Origin of the sequence: Streptomyces sp. GESEQ-35 (assembly GCF_017948485.1) — a bacterium.
In the GTDB taxonomy this organism is placed as follows: Bacteria; Actinomycetota; Actinomycetes; order Streptomycetales; family Streptomycetaceae; genus Streptomyces.
Genome location: NZ_JAFFSX010000022.1, coordinates 165,062 through 186,364, shown reverse-complemented (window position 1 = coordinate 186,364; position 21,303 = coordinate 165,062). Strand labels below are relative to the sequence as shown.

At 70.8% G+C, this 21,303-nt stretch carries 18 protein-coding genes and 1 pseudogene; 8 read left to right on the top strand and 11 right to left on the bottom strand.

Features of this window, described 5'->3' with window-relative positions; translation table 11 throughout:
- Nucleotides 1-32: 32 nt before the first annotated feature.
- The 3 genes from KCH87_RS34210 (at nt 33) to KCH87_RS34200 (ending at nt 2,535) form a co-directional block, all read left to right on the top strand.
- The gene (locus KCH87_RS34210; protein WP_210591347.1) at nt 33-935 is read left to right on the top strand and encodes a ribokinase; all 903 of its coding nucleotides are present in this window, start codon (nt 33-35) and stop codon (nt 933-935) included.
- The gene (rbsD, locus tag KCH87_RS34205) at nt 932-1,321 is read left to right on the top strand and encodes a D-ribose pyranase (RefSeq protein ID WP_210591345.1); all 390 of its coding nucleotides are present in this window, start codon (nt 932-934) and stop codon (nt 1,319-1,321) included. The genes KCH87_RS34210 and rbsD overlap by 4 nt, the downstream gene beginning before the upstream one ends.
- 251 nt (nt 1,322-1,572) lie before the next feature.
- Entirely contained in the window at nt 1,573-2,535 is a 963-nt protein-coding gene (locus tag KCH87_RS34200; protein ID WP_210591343.1) for a helix-turn-helix domain-containing protein, read from the top strand.
- A gap of 203 nt (nt 2,536-2,738) precedes the next feature.
- Here the strand turns inward: KCH87_RS34200 and KCH87_RS34195 are convergent, their stop codons facing one another.
- Genes KCH87_RS34195 through KCH87_RS34185 form a run of 3 tightly spaced genes read right to left on the bottom strand, consistent with a single transcriptional unit; the run spans nt 2,739 to nt 5,892 of the window.
- Complete coding sequence (locus KCH87_RS34195; protein WP_210591416.1) at nt 2,739-3,539, bottom strand: sugar phosphate isomerase/epimerase family protein; 801 nt, start codon at nt 3,537-3,539, stop codon at nt 2,739-2,741.
- A gap of 35 nt (nt 3,540-3,574) precedes the next feature.
- Nucleotides 3,575-4,744, bottom strand: a complete 1,170-nt coding sequence (locus KCH87_RS34190; RefSeq protein ID WP_210591342.1) for a dihydrodipicolinate synthase family protein — start codon at nt 4,742-4,744, stop codon at nt 3,575-3,577.
- Entirely contained in the window at nt 4,741-5,892 is a 1,152-nt protein-coding gene (locus tag KCH87_RS34185) for a Gfo/Idh/MocA family protein (RefSeq protein ID WP_210591340.1), read from the bottom strand. Before KCH87_RS34185 ends, KCH87_RS34190 begins: the two co-directional genes overlap by 4 nt.
- 309 nt (nt 5,893-6,201) lie before the next feature.
- On the opposite strand from KCH87_RS34185, the gene KCH87_RS34180 reads away from it, so the two are divergent.
- Complete coding sequence (locus KCH87_RS34180; RefSeq protein ID WP_210591337.1) at nt 6,202-7,248, top strand: LacI family DNA-binding transcriptional regulator; 1,047 nt, start codon at nt 6,202-6,204, stop codon at nt 7,246-7,248.
- A gap of 236 nt (nt 7,249-7,484) precedes the next feature.
- Here the strand turns inward: KCH87_RS34180 and KCH87_RS34175 are convergent, their stop codons facing one another.
- The 5 genes and pseudogenes from KCH87_RS34175 to KCH87_RS34155 form a co-directional block, all read right to left on the bottom strand.
- Nucleotides 7,485-9,632, bottom strand: coding sequence for a xanthine dehydrogenase family protein molybdopterin-binding subunit (locus KCH87_RS34175; RefSeq protein ID WP_210591335.1), 2,148 nt, complete (start codon nt 9,630-9,632; stop codon nt 7,485-7,487).
- Nucleotides 9,629-10,606, bottom strand: coding sequence for a xanthine dehydrogenase family protein subunit M (locus tag KCH87_RS34170; RefSeq protein WP_210591332.1), 978 nt, complete (start codon nt 10,604-10,606; stop codon nt 9,629-9,631). Before KCH87_RS34170 ends, KCH87_RS34175 begins: the two co-directional genes overlap by 4 nt.
- A gap of 3 nt (nt 10,607-10,609) precedes the next feature.
- Nucleotides 10,610-11,233, bottom strand: a complete 624-nt coding sequence (locus KCH87_RS34165; RefSeq protein ID WP_210591330.1) for a (2Fe-2S)-binding protein — start codon at nt 11,231-11,233, stop codon at nt 10,610-10,612.
- Between the two features lie 167 nt (nt 11,234-11,400).
- The gene (locus KCH87_RS34160) at nt 11,401-11,982 is read right to left on the bottom strand and encodes a TetR/AcrR family transcriptional regulator (RefSeq protein ID WP_210591328.1); all 582 of its coding nucleotides are present in this window, start codon (nt 11,980-11,982) and stop codon (nt 11,401-11,403) included.
- A gap of 52 nt (nt 11,983-12,034) precedes the next feature.
- A pseudogene (locus KCH87_RS34155) lies at nt 12,035-13,294 on the bottom strand (RNA-guided endonuclease InsQ/TnpB family protein).
- Nucleotides 13,295-13,724: 430 nt separating this feature from the next.
- Between KCH87_RS34155 and KCH87_RS34150 the strand changes: the two are divergent.
- Nucleotides 13,725-14,657 (top strand): helix-turn-helix domain-containing GNAT family N-acetyltransferase, encoded by a 933-nt coding sequence (locus KCH87_RS34150; RefSeq protein ID WP_210591326.1) that lies wholly within the window; start codon nt 13,725-13,727, stop codon nt 14,655-14,657.
- Nucleotides 14,658-14,675: 18 nt separating this feature from the next.
- Entirely contained in the window at nt 14,676-15,476 is an 801-nt protein-coding gene (locus KCH87_RS34145; protein WP_210591414.1) for a sugar phosphate isomerase/epimerase, read from the top strand.
- Here KCH87_RS34145 and KCH87_RS34140 read toward each other — a convergent pair.
- The 3 genes from KCH87_RS34140 to aroA form a co-directional block, all read right to left on the bottom strand.
- A complete protein-coding gene (locus KCH87_RS34140) occupies nt 15,460-16,044 on the bottom strand; it encodes an alpha/beta hydrolase (RefSeq protein WP_210591324.1) in 585 nt (194 codons plus the stop codon). The genes KCH87_RS34145 and KCH87_RS34140 overlap by 17 nt on opposite strands.
- A gap of 72 nt (nt 16,045-16,116) precedes the next feature.
- Nucleotides 16,117-16,743, bottom strand: a complete 627-nt coding sequence (locus tag KCH87_RS34135) for a GNAT family N-acetyltransferase (RefSeq protein WP_210591322.1) — start codon at nt 16,741-16,743, stop codon at nt 16,117-16,119.
- Between the two features lie 20 nt (nt 16,744-16,763).
- Nucleotides 16,764-17,990, bottom strand: a complete 1,227-nt coding sequence (gene aroA / locus KCH87_RS34130) for a 3-phosphoshikimate 1-carboxyvinyltransferase (RefSeq protein WP_210591320.1) — start codon at nt 17,988-17,990, stop codon at nt 16,764-16,766.
- Between the two features lie 524 nt (nt 17,991-18,514).
- Between aroA and KCH87_RS34125 the strand changes: the two genes are divergently transcribed.
- Both KCH87_RS34125 and KCH87_RS34120 read left to right on the top strand, forming a co-directional pair.
- On the top strand, nt 18,515-20,338 hold the full coding sequence (locus tag KCH87_RS34125; protein WP_247197221.1) for a glycoside hydrolase family 3 protein: 1,824 nt from the start codon (nt 18,515-18,517) through the stop codon (nt 20,336-20,338).
- Nucleotides 20,339-20,453: 115 nt separating this feature from the next.
- Nucleotides 20,454-21,092: a hypothetical protein gene (locus tag KCH87_RS34120; RefSeq protein ID WP_210591411.1), complete on the top strand. Its 639-nt coding sequence runs from the start codon at nt 20,454-20,456 to the stop codon at nt 21,090-21,092.
- Nucleotides 21,093-21,303: the final 211 nt, after the last annotated feature.

The following is a 21,303-nucleotide window of genomic DNA, read 5'->3' as shown; positions in this document are numbered from 1 at the left end:
GACCTCAACGGACTGAATCGGGGATACATCTCATGTACGACTACGACCTCCTGGTCGTGGGATCCGCCAACGCCGACCTGGTGATCGGCGTCGAGCGGCGGCCCGGCGCCGGGGAGACGGTGCTCGGCTCCGACCTGACCGTCCACCCCGGCGGCAAGGGCGCGAACCAGGCGTTCGCGGCCGCCCGTCTCGGGGCCCGTACGGTCCTGCTGGCCCGGGTCGGCGACGACGCGCACGGCCGGCTGCTGCTCGACTCGCAGCAGGCGGCCGGGGTCGACACGGTGGGCGTCCTGGTCGGCGGCGCGCCGACCGGGGTCGCGCTGATCACGGTCGACCCGTCCGGGGACAACAGCATCGTGGTCTCCCCCGGCGCCAACGCCCGCCTGACACCGCCGGACGTGCGGATCGCGGCCAGCCTCTTCCAGGCCTCCCGGGTGGTCTCGACACAGCTGGAGATTCCGCTGGAGACGGTCGTGGAGGTGGTACGGAACCTGGCGGACGGCAGCCGCTTCGTACTGAATCCGTCGCCGCCGCGCCCGCTCCCGTCGGAGGTCCTCGCGGCCTGCGACCCGCTGATCGTGAACGAGCACGAGGCGAAGGTGATCCTGGGCGAGGCCGCCGTAGGGGACACACCGGAGGACTGGGCACGGATCCTGCTCGCGAAGGGCCCGCGGTCGGTGGTCGTGACGCTGGGCGCGGAGGGCGCGCTGGTGGCGGACCGGAGTGCGATGACCCGCGTCCCCTCCGTGAAGGTGGACGCCGTGGACACGACGGGCGCCGGCGATGCGTTCACCGCGGCGCTGGCCTGGAAGCTGGGCGCGGGCGCGTCCCTCACCGAGGCGGCGGCGTACGCGTCCCGCGTCGGGGCGGCGGCCGTCACGAAGCCCGGCGCACAGGAATCCTTCCCGACGGCCGAGGAGGTCGACGCGCTGTGAAGCGTGCGGGCATCCTCAACCGTCATCTCTCCGGTGCGCTGGCCGAGCTCGGGCACGGGGACGGGGTGCTGGTGTGCGACGCCGGTATGCCGATTCCGGACGGGCCCCGGGTTGTGGACCTGGCGTTCCGGGCCGGGGTGCCGTCGTTCGCCGAGGTGCTGGACGGTCTGCTGACCGAGCTGGTCGTCGAGGGCGCGACGGCCGCGACGGAGGTACGGGAGGCCAATCCGGCGGCTTCGGCGCTGCTGGACGGAAGCTTCCCCGAGCTGGACCTCGTCTCCCACGAGAAGCTCAAGGAGCTGTCGGCGCACGCGCGTCTGGTCGTACGGACCGGGGAAGCACAGCCGTACGCCAATGTGCTGCTGAGGTGCGGAGTCTTCTTCTAGCCACTGCTCTGAACGAATCTGCACGAAATCGAGAGGGCTCGGTCCACCGACCGAGCCCCCTCGCGTTTTCCCCTCCGCATCAGAACCCCCGCGATCCCCCCAGATCCCCCTCCAGAAGTCCTGATGCCAAGTACGACCCGCGGAGTGCCGGAAGGGTTGTACGGTCTCTCCGGATTTTTTTCGACCCTGCCGAGCGCCGGGTCCTTACCATGGCCAGAGGTTGCCGTGCGGTGCGGGATGGGGGTACGCCGATGCTGGTCCAGGAGTTCACCACCGAGGTCGTGGCGGCCGCCGAGCGGTGGGACCTGTGGCAGGACATCAGCGCGCGCACGTACATGCCCCATCTGCTGCGCACCGACTGCCGGGACGACTTCCGCGCCACGACGCGGGTGCTGCCGCTCGGTGATGTGCAGATCTCCTCGGTGGCGTTCGCGCATCTGGTGTCCGTACGCACACCACGGCTGATCCGGCGCGCCGATCCCGAGGTCTACCTGATCAACTGCCAGTTCCACGGCAAGGGCGTCGTCGCGCAGGACGGGCATGACCGGGCGTTCACCGCCGGGGATCTCACCTTCATCGACAGCAGCCTGCCGTACGAGTCCTGGCACTGCATGTCGCCGGACACCGTGTCGACGGTGACCGTCTCGATGCCGCGTGCGGTGCTGCCGTTGCCGCCTCGGACGGTGCGGCGGCTGCTGGCCCAGCCGATCCCGCTCGACCGGGGTATGGGCGGTGTGCTGTACCGCTGGCTGGCCGATCTCGCGACCCGTGCCGACGAGTTCACCGAGGCCGATGTGCCGACGCTGGCCACCGTGACCACGGACCTGCTCGCGTCCGTGATCGGTGACTGTCTGGACGCCGAGGACGCGCTGACCCCGGAGGCCCGCAGGCGCGCCCTGCACACGCGGATCCGGGACTTCATCGACCAGAACCTCGGCGACCCGGCGCTGTCTCCGGCGGGCGTCGCGGCCGCGCACGACATTTCGGTACGGCATCTGCACCAGCTGTTCGCCGATGAGGGTGCGACACCGGCCGCCTGGATCCGCCAACGCCGTCTGGAGCGCTGCCGCCGCGATCTCACCGACCCACGCCTGCGCGCCCGCCCCATCCAGACGGTGGCGGCCCGTTGGGGCTTCACCGACCCGGCGGCGTTCAGCCGGGTCTTCCGGCGGACGTACGGAATGCCACCCCGGGATTACCGCCACCACACCTGAAGCGTGCAGGAATCGCCTAGATCCGTGCAGTCCCTGCCAAGGATCTGGACGCTTTGCCTTGACATCCTGTTGCCCGGGGGAAAACCCGCCGCATCGCGGGGGAAAGCGGGGGACCGGCGTGCGGCCCCACCGCCGGGCGTCGGCGCCGGCGGTGGGGCCGCACCTCGGACGGGCCTCTCCTCTTACCGGATGACGTGCTCTGCTTACCGGATGACGTGCTCCACGAACCGCTCCGCCGTCTCCGCGAGCACCTCGCGCCCGTCCCGCGCCCAGAGTCCGTCGTTGAACAGCTCGACCTCGATGGCCCCGGTGTAGCCGGCCGCCTCGACGTACGCCTTCCACTCCCGCATGTCGATCGCCCCGTCGCCGATCTGCCCGCGGCCGTTCAGCACGCCCTCCGGCAGCGGTGTGGTCCAGTCGGCGAGCTGGAAGGTGTGGATACGGCCGTCGGCGCCCGCGCGGGCGATCTGCGCGGGCGCGTTGTCGTCCCACCAGATGTGGTACGTGTCGACGGTCACGCCCACCTGCTGCGCGGGGAAGCGCTCCGCGAGGTCCAGGGCCTGGGCCAGGGTCGAGACCACGCAGCGGTCGGCGGCGTACATCGGGTGCAGCGGCTCGATCGCCAGCCGCACCCCGTGGGACCCGGCGTACGGCCCCAACTCGCCCAGCGCGTCGGCGATCCGCTCCCGCGCGCCGTACAGGTCCTTCGAGCCGGCGGGCAGGCCGCCGGAGACCAGGACGAGGGTGTCGGTGCCGAGGGCGGCGGCCTCGTCGACCGCCCGCCGGTTGTCGTCGAGGGCCTTCGCCCGCTCCCCCGGGTCGATCGCCGTGAGGAAGCCGCCGCGGCACAGCGTCGTCACCGTCAGCCCCGCGTCGCGGACCAGTTTCGCGGTCGCGTCGAGGCCGTACGACTGGACCGGCTCGCGCCAGAGGCCGACGTTGCCGATGCCCAACCGGCCGCAGGCATCGACCAGTTCCGGCAGGCTCAGCTGCTTCACCGTCATCTGGTTGACGGAGAAGCGGGACAGGTCCGGATTGCTCACTGGCTCACCCCGTACAAGGACAGCAGGTTCTTCATCCGTTCCTCCGCGAGCTTGGGGTCCGGGAACAGGCCGAGGCCGTCGGCGAGTTCGTAGGCGCGGGCGAAGTGCGGGAGGGAACGGGCCGACTGAAGGCCGCCGACCATCGTGAAGTGCGACTGATGACCGGCGAGCCAGGCCAGGAAGACCACGCCCGTCTTGTAGAAGCGGGTCGGGACCTGGAAAAGGTGCCGGGACAGTTCGACGGTGGGGTCCAGGAGGCCGCGGAAGCCCGCCACGTCCCCCGTGTCCAGCACCCGTACCGCCTGAGCCGCCAGCGGCCCCAGCGGGTCGAAGATGCCGAGCAGCGCATGGCTGAAGCCCTGCTCGTCGCCCGCGATCAGCTCGGGGTAGTTGAAGTCGTCGCCGGTGTAGCAGCGCACGCCCTCCGGGAGACGGCGGCGGATGTCGATCTCGCGCTGGGCGTCGAGCAGCGACACCTTGATGCCGTCGACCTTGTCGGGGTGCGCGGCGATGACATCGAGGAAGGTGTGCGTGGCGGCGTCGAGGTCGGTGCTGCCCCAGTAGCCGTCCAGCGCCGGGTCGAACATCGGGCCCAGCCAGTGCAGGATCACCGGCTCGGCGGCCTGGCGCAGCAGATGGCCGTAGACCTCCAGATAGTCCTCGGGGCTCTTGGCCACCGCGGCCAGCGCCCGGGAGGCCATGAGGATGGCCCGGGAGCCCGACTCCTCGACCAGCGCGAGCTGCTCCTCGTAGGCGGTCCGGATCTCGTCGAGGCCGTACGGGTAGCCGATCTCGGTGGCGGACAGCTGGTCGGTGCCCACGCCACACGCGATGAGGCCGCCGACCGCCTTGGCCTCGGCCGACGAACGGCGGATGAGTTCGGCGGCGCCCGCCCAGTCCAGGCCCATGCCGCGCTGCGCGGTGTCCATGGCCTCCGCGACCCCGAGGCCGTGCGACCACAGATGGCGGCGGAAGGCGAGGGTGGCGTCCCAGTCGACGGCGGCGGGCGAGTCGGGGCTGACGTCGGCGTACGGGTCGGCGACGACGTGGGCCGCGGAGAAGACCGTACGAGAGGTGAAGGGGGTGCCGGGGGTGACGGCGAGGGGTTCGGTGCGGGGGGCGTACGTCCGCAAGCCCCCGTGTCCGTCGGGGAGTTGGATGGTCACAGGGCGATCTCCGGTACGTCGAGACGGCTGCCCTCGGCCGAGGACTTCAGGCCCAGCTCGGCGAGCTGGACGCCGCGGGCGCCGGCGAGGAGGTCCCAGTGGTAGGGGGCGTCGGCGTAGACGTGCCTGAGGAACAGCTCCCACTGGGCCTTGAAGCCGTTGTCGAACTCGCCGTTGTCGGGCACCTCCTGCCACTGGTCGCGGAAGACCTCGGTGGCGGGGATGTCCGGGTTCCACACCGGCTTGGGGGTCGCGGACCTGTGCTGGACCCGGCAGTTGCGCAAGCCCGCGACGGCCGAGCCCTCCGTGCCGTCGACCTGGAACTCCACCAGCTCGTCGCGGTTGACGCGGACGGCCCAGGAGGAGTTGATCTGGGCGATGGCGCCGCCGTCGAGCTCGAAGATGCCGTACGCGGCGTCGTCGGCCGTCGCGTCGTAGGGCTTGCCGTTCTCGTCCCAGCGCTGCGGGATGTGGGTGGTGGCGATGGCCTGTACGGACTTCACGCGGCCGAACAGCTCGTGGAGGACGTACTCCCAGTGCGGGAACATGTCGACGACGATGCCGCCGCCGTCCTCCGCGCGGTAGTTCCAGGACGGGCGCTGGGCGGCCTGCCAGTCGCCCTCGAAGACCCAGTAGCCGAACTCGCCGCGGATCGACAGGATGCGGCCGAAGAAGCCGCCGTCGATGAGGCGCTTGAGCTTGAGCAGGCCGGGGAGGAAGAGCTTGTCCTGGACGACGCCGTGCTTGATGCCCTTCGCCGCCGCGAGCCGGGCCAGCTCCAGGGCGCCCTCCAGCCCGGTGGCCGTCGGCTTCTCCGTGTAGATGTGCTTGCCGGCCGCGATCGCCTTGTGGAGTGCCTCCTCGCGGGCGGAGGTCACCTGGGCGTCGAAGTAGATGTCGACGGTGTCGTCCGCGAGGACCGTGTCGACGTCGGTCGAGATGTGCTCCAGGCCGTGCTGCTCGGCGAGCGCCCTGAGCGCGTGCTCGCGGCGGCCGACCAGGATCGGCTCCGGCCACAGCACGGTGCCGTCGCCGAGGTCGAGGCCGCCCTGCTCGCGGAGGGCGAGGATCGAGCGGACCAGGTGCTGGCGGTAACCCATGCGCCCCGTCACACCGTTCATGGCGATACGCACCGTCTTGCGTGTCACGTCGTTCCCTTCGTAGACGTCGTACGCGGTTCAGCGCGCCGCGTACGCCCCACCTACCTCGTCGGCTTCACTGGTGAGCGTTACAGCAAGCGCTTTCTATCTGATGAGAAGCTAGCCTCTGACCAGGGGTCTGGACAAGACCGTGACGAGGTCGAGTTGTTCGAGGGGGCGAACAAAAGGGTTCCATGCCCTTAAGGTCTGCTCGGTATGCCGGAACCGTGACCTGCGGCGGCATGTCTACGACGACGTACGTCGGAACATGACGAGTACGACGAGGTACGACGAGATGCGCGACCGGAGGACGACGAGATGACGGTGACCCTGGCGGACGTGGCGGCCCGCGCACAGGTCTCCCCCGCGACGGTGTCGCGCGTGCTGAACGGGAACTATCCCGTGGCTGCTTCCACCCGTGAGCGGGTGCTGCGGGCGGTCGACGACCTGGACTACGTGCTGAACGGCCCGGCGAGCGCGCTGGCCGCCGCCACCTCCGACCTGGTCGGCATCCTGGTCAACGACATCGCCGACCCCTTCTTCGGGATCATGGCGGGCGCGATCCAGTCGGAGATCGGGGGGCCGGGGGGACGTGCCGGGGGTGAGCGCCTGGCCGTGGTCTGCAACACGGGGGGTTCGCCGGAGCGTGAGCTGACATACCTGACCCTGCTGCAACGGCAGCGGGCGGCGGCCGTGGTGCTGACCGGCGGGGCGGTGGAGAACGCGCCGCATGCGGCGGCGGTGGCCGCCAAGCTGCGGAAGCTGGGGGACGCCGGGACGCGGGTCGTGCTGTGCGGACGCCCGCCGGCCCCCGACACCGAGGCGATCGCGCTGACCTTCGACAACCGCGGAGGCGGGCGGGAGCTGACCGAGCATCTGATCGGCCTGGGGCACCGGCGGCTCGGCTACATCGCGGGACCGGAGGAACGTACGACGACCCGGCACCGCCTGGAGGGCCACCGCGAGGCGCTGGCGGCGCACGGGATCGAGGAGCGCCCGGGGTGGACGGTGCACGGCCGCTACGACCGGCGGTCGGGTTACGAGGCGACGCTGGAACTGCTGCGCAGGGACCCCTCGTTGACCGCGGTGGTCGCCGCGAACGACTCCGTCGCACTGGGCGCGTGCGCCGCGCTGCGCGACTCCGGGCTGCGGATCCCGGACGACGTGTCCGTCGCCGGGTTCGACGACCTGCCGTTCAGCATCGACGCGGTGCCTGCTCTTACGACGGTTCGGCTGCCGCTCGCGGAGGCGGGGGCGCGGGCGGGACGTATCGCGATGGGGCGGGAGGAGCCGCCGCCCGGGGGGCTCGCCACGGCTCGGGGGGAGTTGATGGTGCGGGGGTCCTCCGGGGTGCCGCGGGTTTGAGCGTGCCGTTTGTTGTCGGGCGGGCGGGGTTGGTGTGGGCCTCTGCTGGGGGCTGCCGCCCCCAGGCCCCCGCTTCGGCCTGAACGGCCTCGTCCTCAAACGCCGGACGGGCTGAAATGCCCGGACCGGCGTTCAATCCGGACGGGCTGGGATGACTGGACCAGCGTTCAATCCGGACGGGCTGGGATGACTGGACCAGCGTTCAATCCGGACGGGCTGGGATGACTGGACCGGTATCAGAGCAGCGCCTCGGGGCGGATGGGGAGGTCGGTCAGGCGCTTGCCCGTTGCGTTGAAGACCGCGTTGGCGATGGCGGGGGCCACGCCGACGATGGTGATCTCGCCCAGTCCCTTCACGCCGATCGGATCGGCCTGGGGATCCTCGGTGTTGATGAATGCGGCGTCCAGGTCGGGGACGTCCGCGTTCACCGGCACCAGGTAGTCGGCGAGGCTGGCGTTGACGATGCGGCCGTCGCGGTGGTCGGTGACGGTCCCTTCGAGCAGGGCCATTCCGATGCCGCCGACCATGCCTCCGATGGCCTGGCTGTGGGCGAGCTTGGGGCTGATCACCCGACCCACGTCGTAGGCCGCGAAGATCCGCCGGATCCGGACGAGGCCCAGCAGGGGATCGACGGACACCTCGGCGAAGACGGCCCCGTAGCCGTACGTGGAGATCCTGGTGTCGGCGTCGCCCGGGCCCCAGTTGCCGTTGACTTCGAGGCTCGGCAGATCGGCCCGGCGCAGAATGTCCCGGTAGCTGTCCCGGGCAGTTCCGTCGGAGGTCTCCAGGTAGCCGGCTCGGGCCCGTACGTCCTGCGGGTTCGCGCCGTGCAGCGGGGAGTCCGGGTCCGCCACGGCCCTGCGGACGAACTCGGCCTTCAGCGCGTTGCAGGTGGTGTGGGCGGCGGAGCCCACGCTCGCCATGGTGCACGCGGCCGCGTGCAGGGGTGCGGTGGGATAGCTGGAGTCGCCCAGGCGGAAGGTGACCGACTCGGCGGGCAGTCCCAGGGCGTCCGCGGCGACCTGCATCACCGAGGTGGTCGTGCCGGGCCCCATGTCGCCGGTCGCCGCGAACACCGTGGCGGTGCCGTCGGCGGAGATACGCGCCCGCGCGCTGGAGTCGCGTCGGTTGTTGTGGTACGAGGCGGTGGCCATGCCCATGCCGATGAGCAGGTCCCCGTCCGTGCGCGCGCCCGGCCTGGCATTGCGCCGGGACCAGCCGAAGCGGCGCGCGCCGGTCTCGTAGCACTCGCGCAACTTCCGGGTGGAGAAGGGGATCTGTGCGACCTCGTCCCGGGTCGGCTCGTTGCGCAGCCGCAGTTCGACGGGGTCGACGCCGAGTTCGTGGGCCAGTTGATCCATCGCGGTTTCGAGGGCGAAGTTGCCGCTCACCACGCCCGGTCCGCGCATGGAGCAGGGGGAATGGACGTCGACGGGGGTGACCCGGTAGGCGGTGCTGGTGTTGGGGACTCCGTAGAGGAACTGCGGCAGGTCGGTCAGACCGTCCGTGTAGCTCTGGTAGCGCGCGTTCTCGATGCGGACCTCGTAGACGAGAGCGCTGACGCGCCCGGCCGTACTGCTGCCGAGGGCCATCCGATGCCGGCTGGCCGGCCGGAACCCGGTGCCGTAGTAGAACTGGCGCCTGGTCAGCACCACCTTGACGGGCCTGCCGACCTCGCGGGCCGCGAACGCCGCCAGGATGACGTGGTCGTAGGTCTGGATTCCGCTGCCGAACCCTCCTCCCACGAATTCGGCGTGCACGCGTACGTCGCCGACGGCGATGCCGAGCGCGCCGGCCACGTTGCGCGCGGCGCCCTGTACCCACTGGGTCTTGTCCCAGAGCGTCAGCCGTCCGTCCTGCCAGCGGGCGATGGTCGACGGCAGTTCGATGGGGTTGTGGTTCTCCCGGGCGATCGTGAGGTTCAGGTCGACCTTCACCTGCGCGGAACCCATGGCGCCCGCCGGGTCGCCACGGCTGTAGTCGGGCTCGTCCTCGGGTGTCTGCGAGGGGACGTCCGGATCGTCGAAGTCGGTGATCGCGTCCTGCCGTTCGTACGTCGCCTCGACCAGCGAGGCGCCGTGGGTCGCCGCCTCCAGGGTTTCCGCGACGACGACCGCGATGGGCTGGCCGTAGAAGGCGAGCCGGTCGACCGGGTGGGCCAGCCGCAGGGCACCGAAGTCGGTCAGGACGTGCAGGACGCCCGGATGCGCGAGCGCCGCGTCCACCGCGACCTCGCTCACCGTGCCGCGGGCCACCGTGCCGTTGACGATCACGCCGTACAGCAGGCCTTCGATACGGTGCTCGGCCGCGTAGGTGGCCGCGCCGGTCACCTTGCGGCGGGCGTCGACGCGGGAGAGCGGCTGTCCGACGACAGGGGTGGTCATCGCTGTCCTCCGATCGTCATCAGCTGGCGGCGCACGGTTCGCTCGACGAGCTGCACCTTGAAGGCGTTCTCGGACAGGGGCGCCGCGCCCTCGGCCGCAAGGGCTGCGGCATCCGTCCACGTCTTGCGTCCCGGCCGCTTGCCGATGAGCGCGTGCTCCACCTTGGGCAGCCGCCACGGCACGGTCGCCACGCCACCGACGGCCACCCTGGCGTCCCGCACCACGCCGCCCCTGATGTCCAGCGCCACCGCCGCCGACGCGAGGGCGAACTCGTAGGACTGTCGGTCGCGGACCTTCAGGTAGCCCGAGCGCCGGGTGTGCGCTCCCGCGGGAATGGTCAGGGAGGTGATGAGTTCGCCCGGCCGGAGTGCGTGCTCGTGCTGGGGCGTGGCTCCAGGGCGGAGGAAGAAGTCCCGGACCGGGAGGGAACGGGAGCCGTCGACGTCGCGCACCTGGACCTCGGCGTCCAGCGCCACGAGGACAACTGCCAGGTCCGACGGGTGAGTTGCCACGCAGTGGGCGCTGGTCCCCAGGATCGCCTGCATACGGTTGTCGCCGTGCAGAGCGTCGCACCCCGAGCCCGGGTCACGCCGGTTGCACGCGGAGTGGACGTCCCGGAAGTAGGGGCAGCGGGGGCGCTGCATGAGGTTGCCTCCGATGGAGGCCATGTTCCTCAGCTGTGCGGAGGCGCTCAGTTCGAGCGCCTGCGATACGGCGGGGTAGGCGGCGCGCACCTGCGGATGCGCGGCGAGTTCGCTCATCCGCACCAGGGATCCGACGCGGAGCCCGGTCCGGGTGACCTCGATGTCGTCGTACGGGAGGCCGTTGATGTCGACGACATGCGCCGGCCGTTCGACGGTCTCTCGCATGAGGTCGACGAGTGTGGTTCCGCCGGCGATGTAACGACCGCCGCGGGCACCGGCGTTGAGCGCGGAGTTCGCGCTGGAGGCCTTGGTGAAGGCAAAGGGGTGCACCGCTCACACCTCCTTCGCGGTCTGCTCGATGGCGGAAACGATGTTGGTATAGGCCCCGCATCGGCAGATGTTGCCGCTCATCCACTCGCGGATCTCCGCCCGCGAGCCCGTGTGCCCCTCGGAGATGCACGCGACCCCCGACATGATCTGTCCGGGGGTGCAGTAGCCGCACTGAAGACCGTCGTGGTCGATGAACGCCTGTTGCAGCGGATGCAGTTCGTCGCCTCGGGCAAGGCCCTCGACGGTGGTGACGTCCGCGCCCTCGTGCATGACGGCGAGGGTGAGGCAGGCGTTCACCCGCCGATCGCCCACGAGCACGGTGCAGGCACCGCAGGCGCCCTGGTCACAGCCCTTCTTCGGGCCTGTGAGAGCGAGATGTTCGCGCAGCAGATCGAGCAGCGAGGTCCGGTTGTCGATCTCCGCGGTGCGGCCCTCGCCGTTGACCGTCAGACGAACGGTCGACGGCCGATCGGCGGGAACGGTCTCCGTCTCCGGCGCTTCGACATCGGCGGCGAGGCGGTCCGGGCCCCGTAGGGGTACGCCGGCCACCGCCGCAGATGTCGCTGCCGATGCCGCGACGAAGGTTCGTCGTTTCAGCGTGGTTGCTTCGTCGAGCGTTTCCGACATGCGCCATGCCTCCCGGTCTCGGGCGGGGGTGTTACCCCAGGACGTGATGACACCGGGTGTCATCATAACCCAGTGACGACACCTGGTGTCATCACTGCGAAAGTGACTGCGAAAGTGACCGAGAAGGGGAGATGTAGAGCGGGACGAAAAGAGCCGGCAGGTGCAGCTCAGGGAGCGGGAGCGAGCGGGGCCGCCACCACGGCCCTGAGCTCCTCCACGGATTCACGCAGCAGCGCACGCAGGTCGCGCTCTTCCGGATCGTCGATCCAGCAGTCGCGCGCGGCCCTCCACGCGGCGGCACCCGCCGCGGCGGTCAGGAAGGCGGAGCGCGGCGCGACACCGCGCTCGCACAACGCCTCGGTCACGGCCGCACTGGTCTGGGCGAACTTCGCCTGCTCTCGTTCCCGCAGCTCCGGGTTGGCCGCGATGACGGCCCGGCGACGCCGGGCGGCCTCATGCCCCGAGTTCAGCATGTCCGCCGCGGCGCCGTACCCCTCCAGGACGACGGCGAGCGGCGAGAGGTCGGCCGGCGCGGCGGCCATGGCTTCGACGATCACCTGGTGAATCCGGGCCGAGAGCGGGAACACCACCTCGCGCTTGTCGGGGAAGTGGCGGAAGAACGTCCGCTTCGTCAGACCGGCCCGCTCGGCGATCTCGGCGACCGTGGTCTGCTCGAATCCGCGCTCGGCGTACAGCTCCTGCGCGGCGCGCGACAGGCGCCCGGCTGCGTCCGGCATCCAACGGCTCATGCCGCTCATCCTATTGAGTCCTCCCCTCCCTGAAGGGGAGGGGATTCCTGGCTCAGGCAGCCAACCGGGGCGGCGCCCCAGGTGGTCTTATGCCCTCAGCACCAGCCGGGTTGAGACCAGCCCGGACGAGCATCACACGCGCGGAGTTCTTGTCCCGTGGAGATACGGCTCCGCAGGCGGTGCAGGTGTAGGTGCGCTCACCCAGCGGCTGGGGCCCCCCACGCCCTTAAGGCAGTGGGGGAGCGTGCTTGGCTCTCGCTCCGCAGTGCGCGCAGTCCATCGTGGTGTGCGCGGGGTGTACCAGGTGCACGCGGCGTGCGTGCTTGCGGCCCATATCGATCAGGGCCCGTTTGGTGGCGCCGATGGCGGCGTCGGCGGCCTTCTTGGCCATGGTGGTCAGGGCAAGGAACTTCGGTCTGAAGTCCTCGACGGCCAGGGCGTCGTGGCCGCGGACGACGGACTTGGCCCATTTGCGGGCCGTGTCCTGGCGCTGCCGGGCGACCTTCTGGTGCGCCTTGGCCCGGAGTCTTTTCGCCGTGCGGTACCCCTTCGACCCGGTCTTGCCCTTCTTCGGTCTGCGGCGGGCCATCATCCGGTCGTACCGGGTCAGCTTCTCTTCGGCCTTCCGCCCGTGCTGGGCGTGTGGGAGGTCATGGGCGTCGCTGGTGGTAGTCGCGGTTTCCTTCACACCCCAGTCGATGCCGATCACTCGGCCGGTTTCGGGCAGCGGCTGTACCTCGGCAGGGACGACGAAGCTCGCGTACCAGTGCCCCACGCTGTCGCGATAGATGCGCACCGACGACGGGTCGGCCGGGAGGTCTCGCGACCACACCACCCTCAAGGCGATGCCGCCCGCCAGGTGCAGCCGGCCGTCCTTGAGGCGAAAGCCACGCCGGGTGTAGTTCAGCGTCGGCAGCGTCTCGCGCCTCTTCTTCCACTTCGGCATCCCCGCCCGGCTGTGCTGCGGAATCCGCTCGCGGATGTCCTTGTGCGCCTTGGCCTTGGACCTGCCGAAATCCCGGATGAGCTGCTGCTGCACAACGCTGGAGCCCTCACGCAGCCACGGCGTGCACGCACGGGCGTCTGTCAGCATCCTATCGAGCTGCGCAGGGCCGCACGTTTGCTTGTCAGTGCCCTCGGGACGGTTCCTGTTGAAGGCATGGACCCGCTTCGACGTAGCCACGCACTCGTTCCACACCCACCGGCACCGGTCCCACTCCGCCATCAGCAGAGTGTGGGCGTTGCACGGCACGCGAAGCCGGAACGTCCACCGGGCATGCCCCGCCGCGTCGACCCCTGTTGCATGCGCCACGCCCTCGCCCCCGTTCACATTCCTGCCCCCCGAGCCCTGCCGGACGACCATACGTGCGAGATCCACACACCCACACCCCTGTCCCGCCGCAATCACCCCCATCGGCGAACACAGGCACACACGTTCGCCTGCACCCGGCTCCGTCGGCAGGCCACAGCGACGCTCCACACCCGCGAAGCAGGCTGCGCCGACGCTCCGCGTCGCTCTCACGGGAGGCGATACCTCCCCGGCGTAAACGCCGGGGCTTCCTCGCAAGAGATCGGGTGATGGCACCTGATGTCATCAGAATGGCCACCCGGTGCAGGCCGAGCGTTCGCCGGGTCGGCGGCAACAAGGGGGTGGCCCCGGCGAGGCCGGTGCCCTAGTGTCGACCCAACGGAACCTCTGACTGAGTCAGACATCCCGAGTCAACCAACCGGGGGCGATACTCATGACCGTCCAGGACATCCGCGCCTTCAACCGTTTCTACACGAACGTCATCGGCGCCCTCGACTACAGCCGCCACCTCTACGCCCCGTACACGCTCACCGAGTCCCGAGTCCTGTACGAACTCGCGCACTCCCCGCATACGGACGCGGCCGACCTGCGGGCCGAACTCTCCCTGGACTCGGGCTACTTGAGCCGCATCCTCAACAAATTCGAGCAGGACGGCCTGATCGAGCGCACCCCCTCCCGCCGCGACCCCCGCCGCCGCAACGTCGCCCTCACCGCACGCGGCCGCGAGACCGCCGCGCTGCTCGCCGAGCGGGCGGACGAAAGCGTCGGTGCACTGCTCTCCACCGTCCCGCCCGCCGACCGCCCCCGCCTCACCGAGGCGATGCGCACGGTCCGTACGGTCCTCTCCGCCGCCCGCCCTCCGCGCGCCGAGGACGTCGTCCTGCGCGAGCCCGGCCCCGGCGACCTCGGCTGGATCGTCCAGCGCAACGCCGCGCTGTACGCAGCCGAGCACGGCTTCAACGCCGACTACGAGGGCCTGGTGGCGCGTATCGTCGCCGACTTCGCGGAGGATCACGACCCCCACCTGGAGCGGGTGTGGATCGCGGAGCTGGACGGCCGGCCGGTGGGCTGCGTGATGTGCGTACGGGACGACGCCCCCGGCGCGGCGCGACTGCGGCTGCTGCTGGTCGAGCCGGACACCCGCGGCCTCGGCATCGGCGACCGCCTCGTCCGCGCCGTCGTCGACTTCGCCCGCGGCGTCGGCTATCGCGAGCTGGTCCTGTGGACCAACGACATCCTCGCCGCCGCCCGCCGCGTCTACCAGCGCCACGGCTTCGTCCTCGTCGCCGAGAAGCCCCACCGCTCCTTCGGCAAGGATCTGATCGGCCAGGACTGGCGCATGGATCTGCACCAGACGCCCGAGTGACGAGTAGGGTCGATGACCATGAAGCTGGCGTTCTCCACCCTCGGCGTCCCTGGCCTCCCCATCCCGGACGTGCTGCGACTCGCGGTCACGCACGGCTATCACGGCGTCGAGCTGCGCGCGCATCCTGAGGAGCCGGTACACCCCGGCATCGGACTGGCCGAACGGGCCGACGTGGTGGCCGAGTTCAAGGGGGCGGGGGTGGAGGTCCTGGGCGTGGCGGGCTACGCGCGCGTGGCCGCGCCCGGCGCCGACGAACCGGTGATCGAGGAGATCCACCGCCTGCTGGACCTGGCCCGCGACCTCGGCGCAGGCTTCGTCCGGGTCTTCCCCGGAGCAGCGACGGACCAGTCCGCCGAAGAGGCCGACGCGACGGCCGCCCGACGCCTCGGCACGGCCGCGGAGTACGCCGGCGACCTGGGCGTACGCATCCTGCTGGAAACCCACGACTCCCACCGCACGGGCGCCGCCGCGATCCGCATCCTGGGCCCGGTCGGCCACCGCCAGGTCGGCTCCCTCTGGGACGTCATGCACACCTGGCTCGGCGGCGAACAGCCCTCCGAGACCTACGCCGCCCTCTCCCCTCACCTCGGCTACGTCCAGGTCAAGGACATCGCCTCCGCCACCGACACCACCCCGCTGCCCCTCGGCGCGGGCGTGCTCCCCCTCACCGAGTGCGTCGAGGTCCTCTCCCGGCACGGCTGGGACGGCTGGCTGTGCTGGGAGTACGAGAAGCGGTGGTACGAGGGGGCGGCGCCGCTTCCGGAGTTGCTGGGGGCGGGGCGCGAGCATCTGGCGCGGCTGCTCAACGAGTCGGCGTGAACTCCGCGGAGGCGTCCAGGCACCAGTCCAGGACGGCGGGCCAGGAGCCGTAACCTGCGTCCAGGTCGAGGTGGGCGGCGCCGGGGAGGATGTCGGTCGGGATGCCGAGGGGGTCGCCGAATGCGGTGTCGGCACCCTCTGGGCAGTACGGGTCGTCGTCGCCCGCGACGAGCCGGGTGGGCCCGGGGAGCGTGAAGTCCAGGGCGGGCGGGGCGAATTCGGCGACCTCCGGGTGTTCTACGAGCACGGAGGCGGAGGGCGGGGCCACCAGCAGGACCCGGTCGACGTCGCCGAGTCCGGGGAGGCCGCGGGCGGCGGCGTGCAGCCACAGAACGGCGGAGGCGCTGTGAGCGAGGACGATGCGTTCGGAGTCGGCAGGCAGGTCGTCCAGATGCCGGGCCAACTCGGTGAGCCAGACCTCCAGGTCCGGGTCGTCGGGGTCGGGCAGCTGCGGGTAGGTGACGTGGTGGCCGAGTGCGGTGAGGCGGTCGGCGAGCCAGTGCTGCCAGTGGTCCTTGGGGCGGTGGTTCTGCCAGCCGTGGAGGATGAGGAAAGAGTGCGTGGTCATGGCGTTGATGGTTTCCGATCACGGGTCTGCTGGTCCAGTAAAGGGGCTGAGGGAGATCCCCCGCGGCTCCGCTCAGGACGCCAACGCCCTGGCCAGCCGGCCCTCCAGCCGTGCCCTGCACTCCGGCCACTCGTCCGCCGTGATCGAGTAGATCGCCGAGTCCCGCAACCGCCCCTCCTCCCCCGGCGCCGACGAGCGGGACCAGTTCCTCAGTACGCCCTCGAAGTGGGCGCCGGTCGCTGCGATGGCCGCCCGGGAGCGGGTGTTGCGGGCGTCGGTCTTCAGGTCCACCCGGGACACGTCCCACTCCTCGAAGGCGTGCCGGAAGAGGAGGAGTTTGGACTCTGTGTTCATCCCCGTGCCCTGAGCGGACGCGGCCAGCCAGGTGAAGCCGACCTCGATGGCGTCCAGTCGGTCGTCGGAGAGCCATGATCGTGGTTCCCAGTACGACGTCGTACCGACCGCTCGTCCCGAGGCGACCGACACCTGGGCATACGGGGCGAGCTTCCCTGCCGCCGCGCGGGCGAGCTGCGCGTCGACGTACGCGCCGACCTCCTCCGCCCGCGGCACCCACGTGAACTCGTACGTGCCCCGGTCCTCCTCGGCCGCCACAGCCAAGTCGACGGCGTGCCGGTGCTCCAGCGGCTCCAGACGCACCAACTCGCCCTCCAGAACCGGCCCTTCCAGCTTGAAGCTCAACGCGCGGTACCCCTCGATCTCTAGAGATTGAGCTCTGCGAACGCCTCATGGAAACCCGGGAAAGTCTTCCGTACGCAGCCGGGGTCGTCGAACGAAATACCCGGCACCCGCAACCCCGTCACCGCGAAGGACATGACGATGCGGTGGTCACCGTACGACTTGATCTCCGCGGGGACGGGCGATGAACCCGGCCTGATCTCGATCCAGTCCGGGCCCGTATCCACGTCCACCCCCAACCGCCGCAGATTCTCCGCGCACGCCTCCAGCCGGTCGCACTCCTTCACCCGCGTGTTCGCCACGTCCTCGATCCGCACCGGTCCGGAGGCGAAGGGTGCGATCGCGGCCAGGGTCGGCATGGTGTCGGAGATGTCCCGCATGTTGACCGTCAGGCCCTGGAGACCGGCCGTTCCGGTGACCGTCGTGCCGGACGGGCCCACCTCCACCTGTGCGCCCATCCGACGGAGAACGTCGACGAAGCCCAGGTCGCCCTGAAGCGCCCCCGCCCCCAGCCCGGGGACCGTCACCTCGCCGCCGGTCACCGCGGCCGCCGCGAAGAAGTAGCTCGCGGTCGAGGCGTCCGGTTCGATCGCGTAGGTCGTGGCGCGGTAGCCGCCCGGCGGGACCACGAAGACGTTCCCCTCCCGGCCGACCTCCACGCCGAACGCCCGCATCATCGCGATCGTGATCTCCACGTACGGCGCCGAGACCAGATCCGTGACCTTGATCCGCAGGCCCTTACGAGTGAGCGGCCCCAGCAACAGCAACGCGGTCAGGTACTGCGACGACTGGCCAGCGTCCAGCGTCACCTCGCCGCCCTCGACCCCCGCCGCCCGGACGGTCAGCGGATGGTGGCCCTCCGCCTCCTCGTGCCGCAGGTCGACGCCGAGGTCACGCAGGGCCCGGGTCAGCGGCAGCAGGGGGCGGCGGCGCATCTGTGCGGAGGCATCGAAGCGGTACGTCCCACGCCCCGTCGCCGCCAGCGTCGGCAGGAAACGGGCCGTCGTCGCGCCGTCCCGGCAGTACACGTCCGCCTCGCTCACCGTCGGGCCCTGCGGGCGGCCGTCGATCTGCCAGGTGTCCCGGGTCCGGCCCACGCGGTAGCCGAGGCGGGTCAGGCCTTCCGCGAAGCCTTCCGTGTCGTCGGAGCGGAGCGGGCGGACGAGGGTCGTGACCCCGTCGGCGGCCGCCGCCAGGAAGAGGGCACGGGCGGTGATGGACTTGGAGCCGGGGATGTCGACAACAGGCATGGCCTCATGATCGCCCGACCTTCACCTTCGGTGTCGTCGCGTCCACGGGATGGACCCGTACGCACGCCGCAACAGCATTGGCCCAAGGTCGCGGCCCACACGTCCCGTTGAACCCTGGGTCACCAACTTCCGGGAATCGGGCCGAACCGGGGAACCCGGCCACACCCCCGCCCGTCCAACCCGCATGCTGCCGGAGAGTCACCGTGGTCCGGTGTCGGCCTCGCTGCTGGCTGCGAACGCTGACGTACCCTCTCCGCCGAACCGCGGCCGGCAGCACGCCGCCATCGGCGCGCCCCCCTCCAACAGCGCCGATGGCGGCCCCTCGCTCCGCGGGTTGGCCGTCGGTCGTCTGCGGGTCCGTCGTGGCTGGTCGCGCAGTTCCCCGCGCCCCTTCGGGGCGCTGCCGACTTCACCCGACCTGCTTAACGTGCATGCCCTTGACTGGCAGAAACTTCCCGGATATTGGTGAATCTTCGGAAGTTTCCTTCAGCGGACCTCCTCCGGAAGGAGCGCACGTGCACAACATGAGCACGGCAGGCACGGGAAACACCGCCGCCCCCTCCAGACGCACCGTCCTCGCCGCCACCGCAGGTGTCAGCGCCTCGCTCGCGGTCGGGACCACAGCGCGTGCCGCCGTCGACGACGGGCTCAAGCGCCTCATCTCCCGTATGAGCCTGGAGGAGAAGGTCGGTCAGCTCTTCGTCTCGCGGGTCTACGGCCATTCCGCCACCGCCCCCGACCAGGCCGACATCGACGCCAACCTCGAGGAACTCGGCGTCCGCACCGCCGCCGAGCTGATCGCCAAGTACCGGCTCGGCGGCATCATCTACTTCGCCTGGGCGCACAACACCCGTGACCCGCACCAGATCGCCGCCCTCTCCAACGGCATCCAGCGGGCCTCCCTCGACCTCCCCCGCGGCCTGCCCATGCTCATCTCCACCGACCAGGAGCACGGCATCGTCGCCCGCGTCGGCAGGCCCGCGACCCTCTTCCCGGGCGCGATGGCGATCGGCGCCGGGGGATCCGGGACGGACGCCCGCACCCTCGGCCGTATCGCGGGCCGGGAGCTGCGTGCCATGGGCATCCGGCAGGACTACACGCCGGTGGCCGACGTGAACGTCAACCCGGCCAACCCGGTGATCGGCGTACGTTCCTTCGGCTCCGATCCGGACGCGGTGGCCGCGCTGGTCGCGGCGGAGACCCAGGGCTACGAGGCGTCCGGCGTCGCGGCGACCGCCAAGCACTTCCCGGGCCACGGCGACACCGAGGTGGACAGCCACTACGGCTTCCCGACCATCACGCACACCCGGGCGCAGTGGGAGACGCTGGACGCACCGCCATTCCGCGCCGCGATCGCCGCCGGCATCGACTCGATCATGACCGCGCACATCCTGGTCCCGGCCCTCGACGACTCCGGCGACCCGGCCACCCTCTCCCGCCCCATCCTCACCGGCATCCTGCGCGAGCGGCTCGGCTACGACGGGGTCGTGGTCACCGACGCCCTCGACATGGCGGGCGTCCGCCAGAAGTACGGCGACGACCGTGTGCCGGTGCTCGCGCTCAAGGCGGGCGTGGACCAGCTCCTGAACGCGCCCGAGCTGGACGTCGCGTGGAACGCGGTCCTGAAGGCCGTACAGGACGGTGAGCTGACCGAGGCGCGGCTCGAGGAATCCATCCTGCGGGTGCTGCGGCTGAAGGCGAAGCTGGGGTTGTTCGACGAGCCCTACGTCAGCGGGGGCGGCGTCGACCGCACCGTCGGCGTCAAGGGGCACCTGGCCGCCGCCGACCGTATCGCCGAGCGGACGACCACGCTCCTGGTCAATGAGGGCGACCTGCTGCCGCTGTCCCGCCGCACGCACCCCCGGCTGCTCGTCGTCGGCGCCGACCCCGCCTCCCCGTCGGGCACCACCGGACCGCCCACCGGCGTCCTCGCCGCCGCCCTCGCCGAGCTCGGCTTCACGACCACCGCCCTGTCCACCGGTACGGCACCCTCCGCGGCGACCGTCGCGGGCGCCGTCGCCGCGACCCGGGACGCGGATGCGGTGGTGGTCGGGACCTACAACGTCTCCGCGACGAGCACACAGAAGACGCTCGTCCAGCAACTGCTGGCGACCGGGAAGCCGGTGGTCGCCCTCGCCATCCGCAATCCGTACGACGTGGCCCAACTCCCTTCCGTACCGGCCTACTTGGCGTCGTACTCCTGGACGGACGTCGAACTGCGCGCCGCGGCACGTGTGATCGCCGGGCGGGTGCGGCCGCGCGGGAGGCTGCCGGTGCCGGTGCAGCGGGCCGACGATCCGGCGCGCGCGCTGTATCCGGTCGGTCACGGGCTGTCGTACCGGACGTAGCGCGCATACGTCATACGCCCGGCGTACGCCCGCCAACTGGCGCAAAGCACCACGCATGTCTGGCGTGCACCCGCCACGGCGGGTCACGCTGGGCAGGGGTGCCGGGGGGATGACGATGCGTGCGAGAGGTTCCGTGGGGGTGGTGTGCGCACTGGCGGTGCTGCTTGCCGCCCTGCTGACGGCATGTCAGGGCGATCCGCCCGCGACGGATGAGGAGACACCGGCCGGCAGCGGACGGGCGACCTCCACACAGCCCTCCGGCTATGGCGCGGTGTTCCTCGCCGTCGACGAGTGCAGCTCCTTCGGTACGACGACCTTCACCGAGGTGTCGTGCACCGGTGAGCGGGCGGCGGCCCGGGTCGTGGCGCGGTACGACAGCAAGGTGGACCAAGGGCCACTGTGCCCCGGGACCACGGACTTCGTCCTCCACATCAGCGAACAGGCACGGTCCTCCGACGAGGACGGCGACGGTGCCGTCCCGCAGGGCTACGCCTGTATGCGCAACCTCTCCCCGCCGCACCCGGGCGACCCCGGCGGCGGGGGCGGTCCCCGCACCATCGTCGGCGACTGCGTCTACAGCTCCGGCAACGGCGAGGTGCGTGAGACGTCATGCGAAGGCGAGGGGGAGGGGAAGAGCGAGCCCGAGTACGAGGTGACGAAGGCCGTCGGCAAGCGCACCCAGTGCCCGCCGTCGACCGCGCTGTACGTCCAGCTCGGCGGCGCGGATCCGGTGGGCTGCGCGCGGCCGTTGTGAGTGCGCCGGCCCGTGTGATCCGCCGTCGGGAAATGTGACCCATGCCAAACAGAAGGCTTCCCTTTCTCCGGAAGGCTTCATTCCGAATTCGCGGTCACCGCGGGATACTTGAACCCGGATAACGATGACCTGGGACTATCCGAGGACCAGGCCAATTGCCGATCACCGGGCGTGAGACCGCGCGTTCGCCGTCGCCGGAATCAGGCGCGCT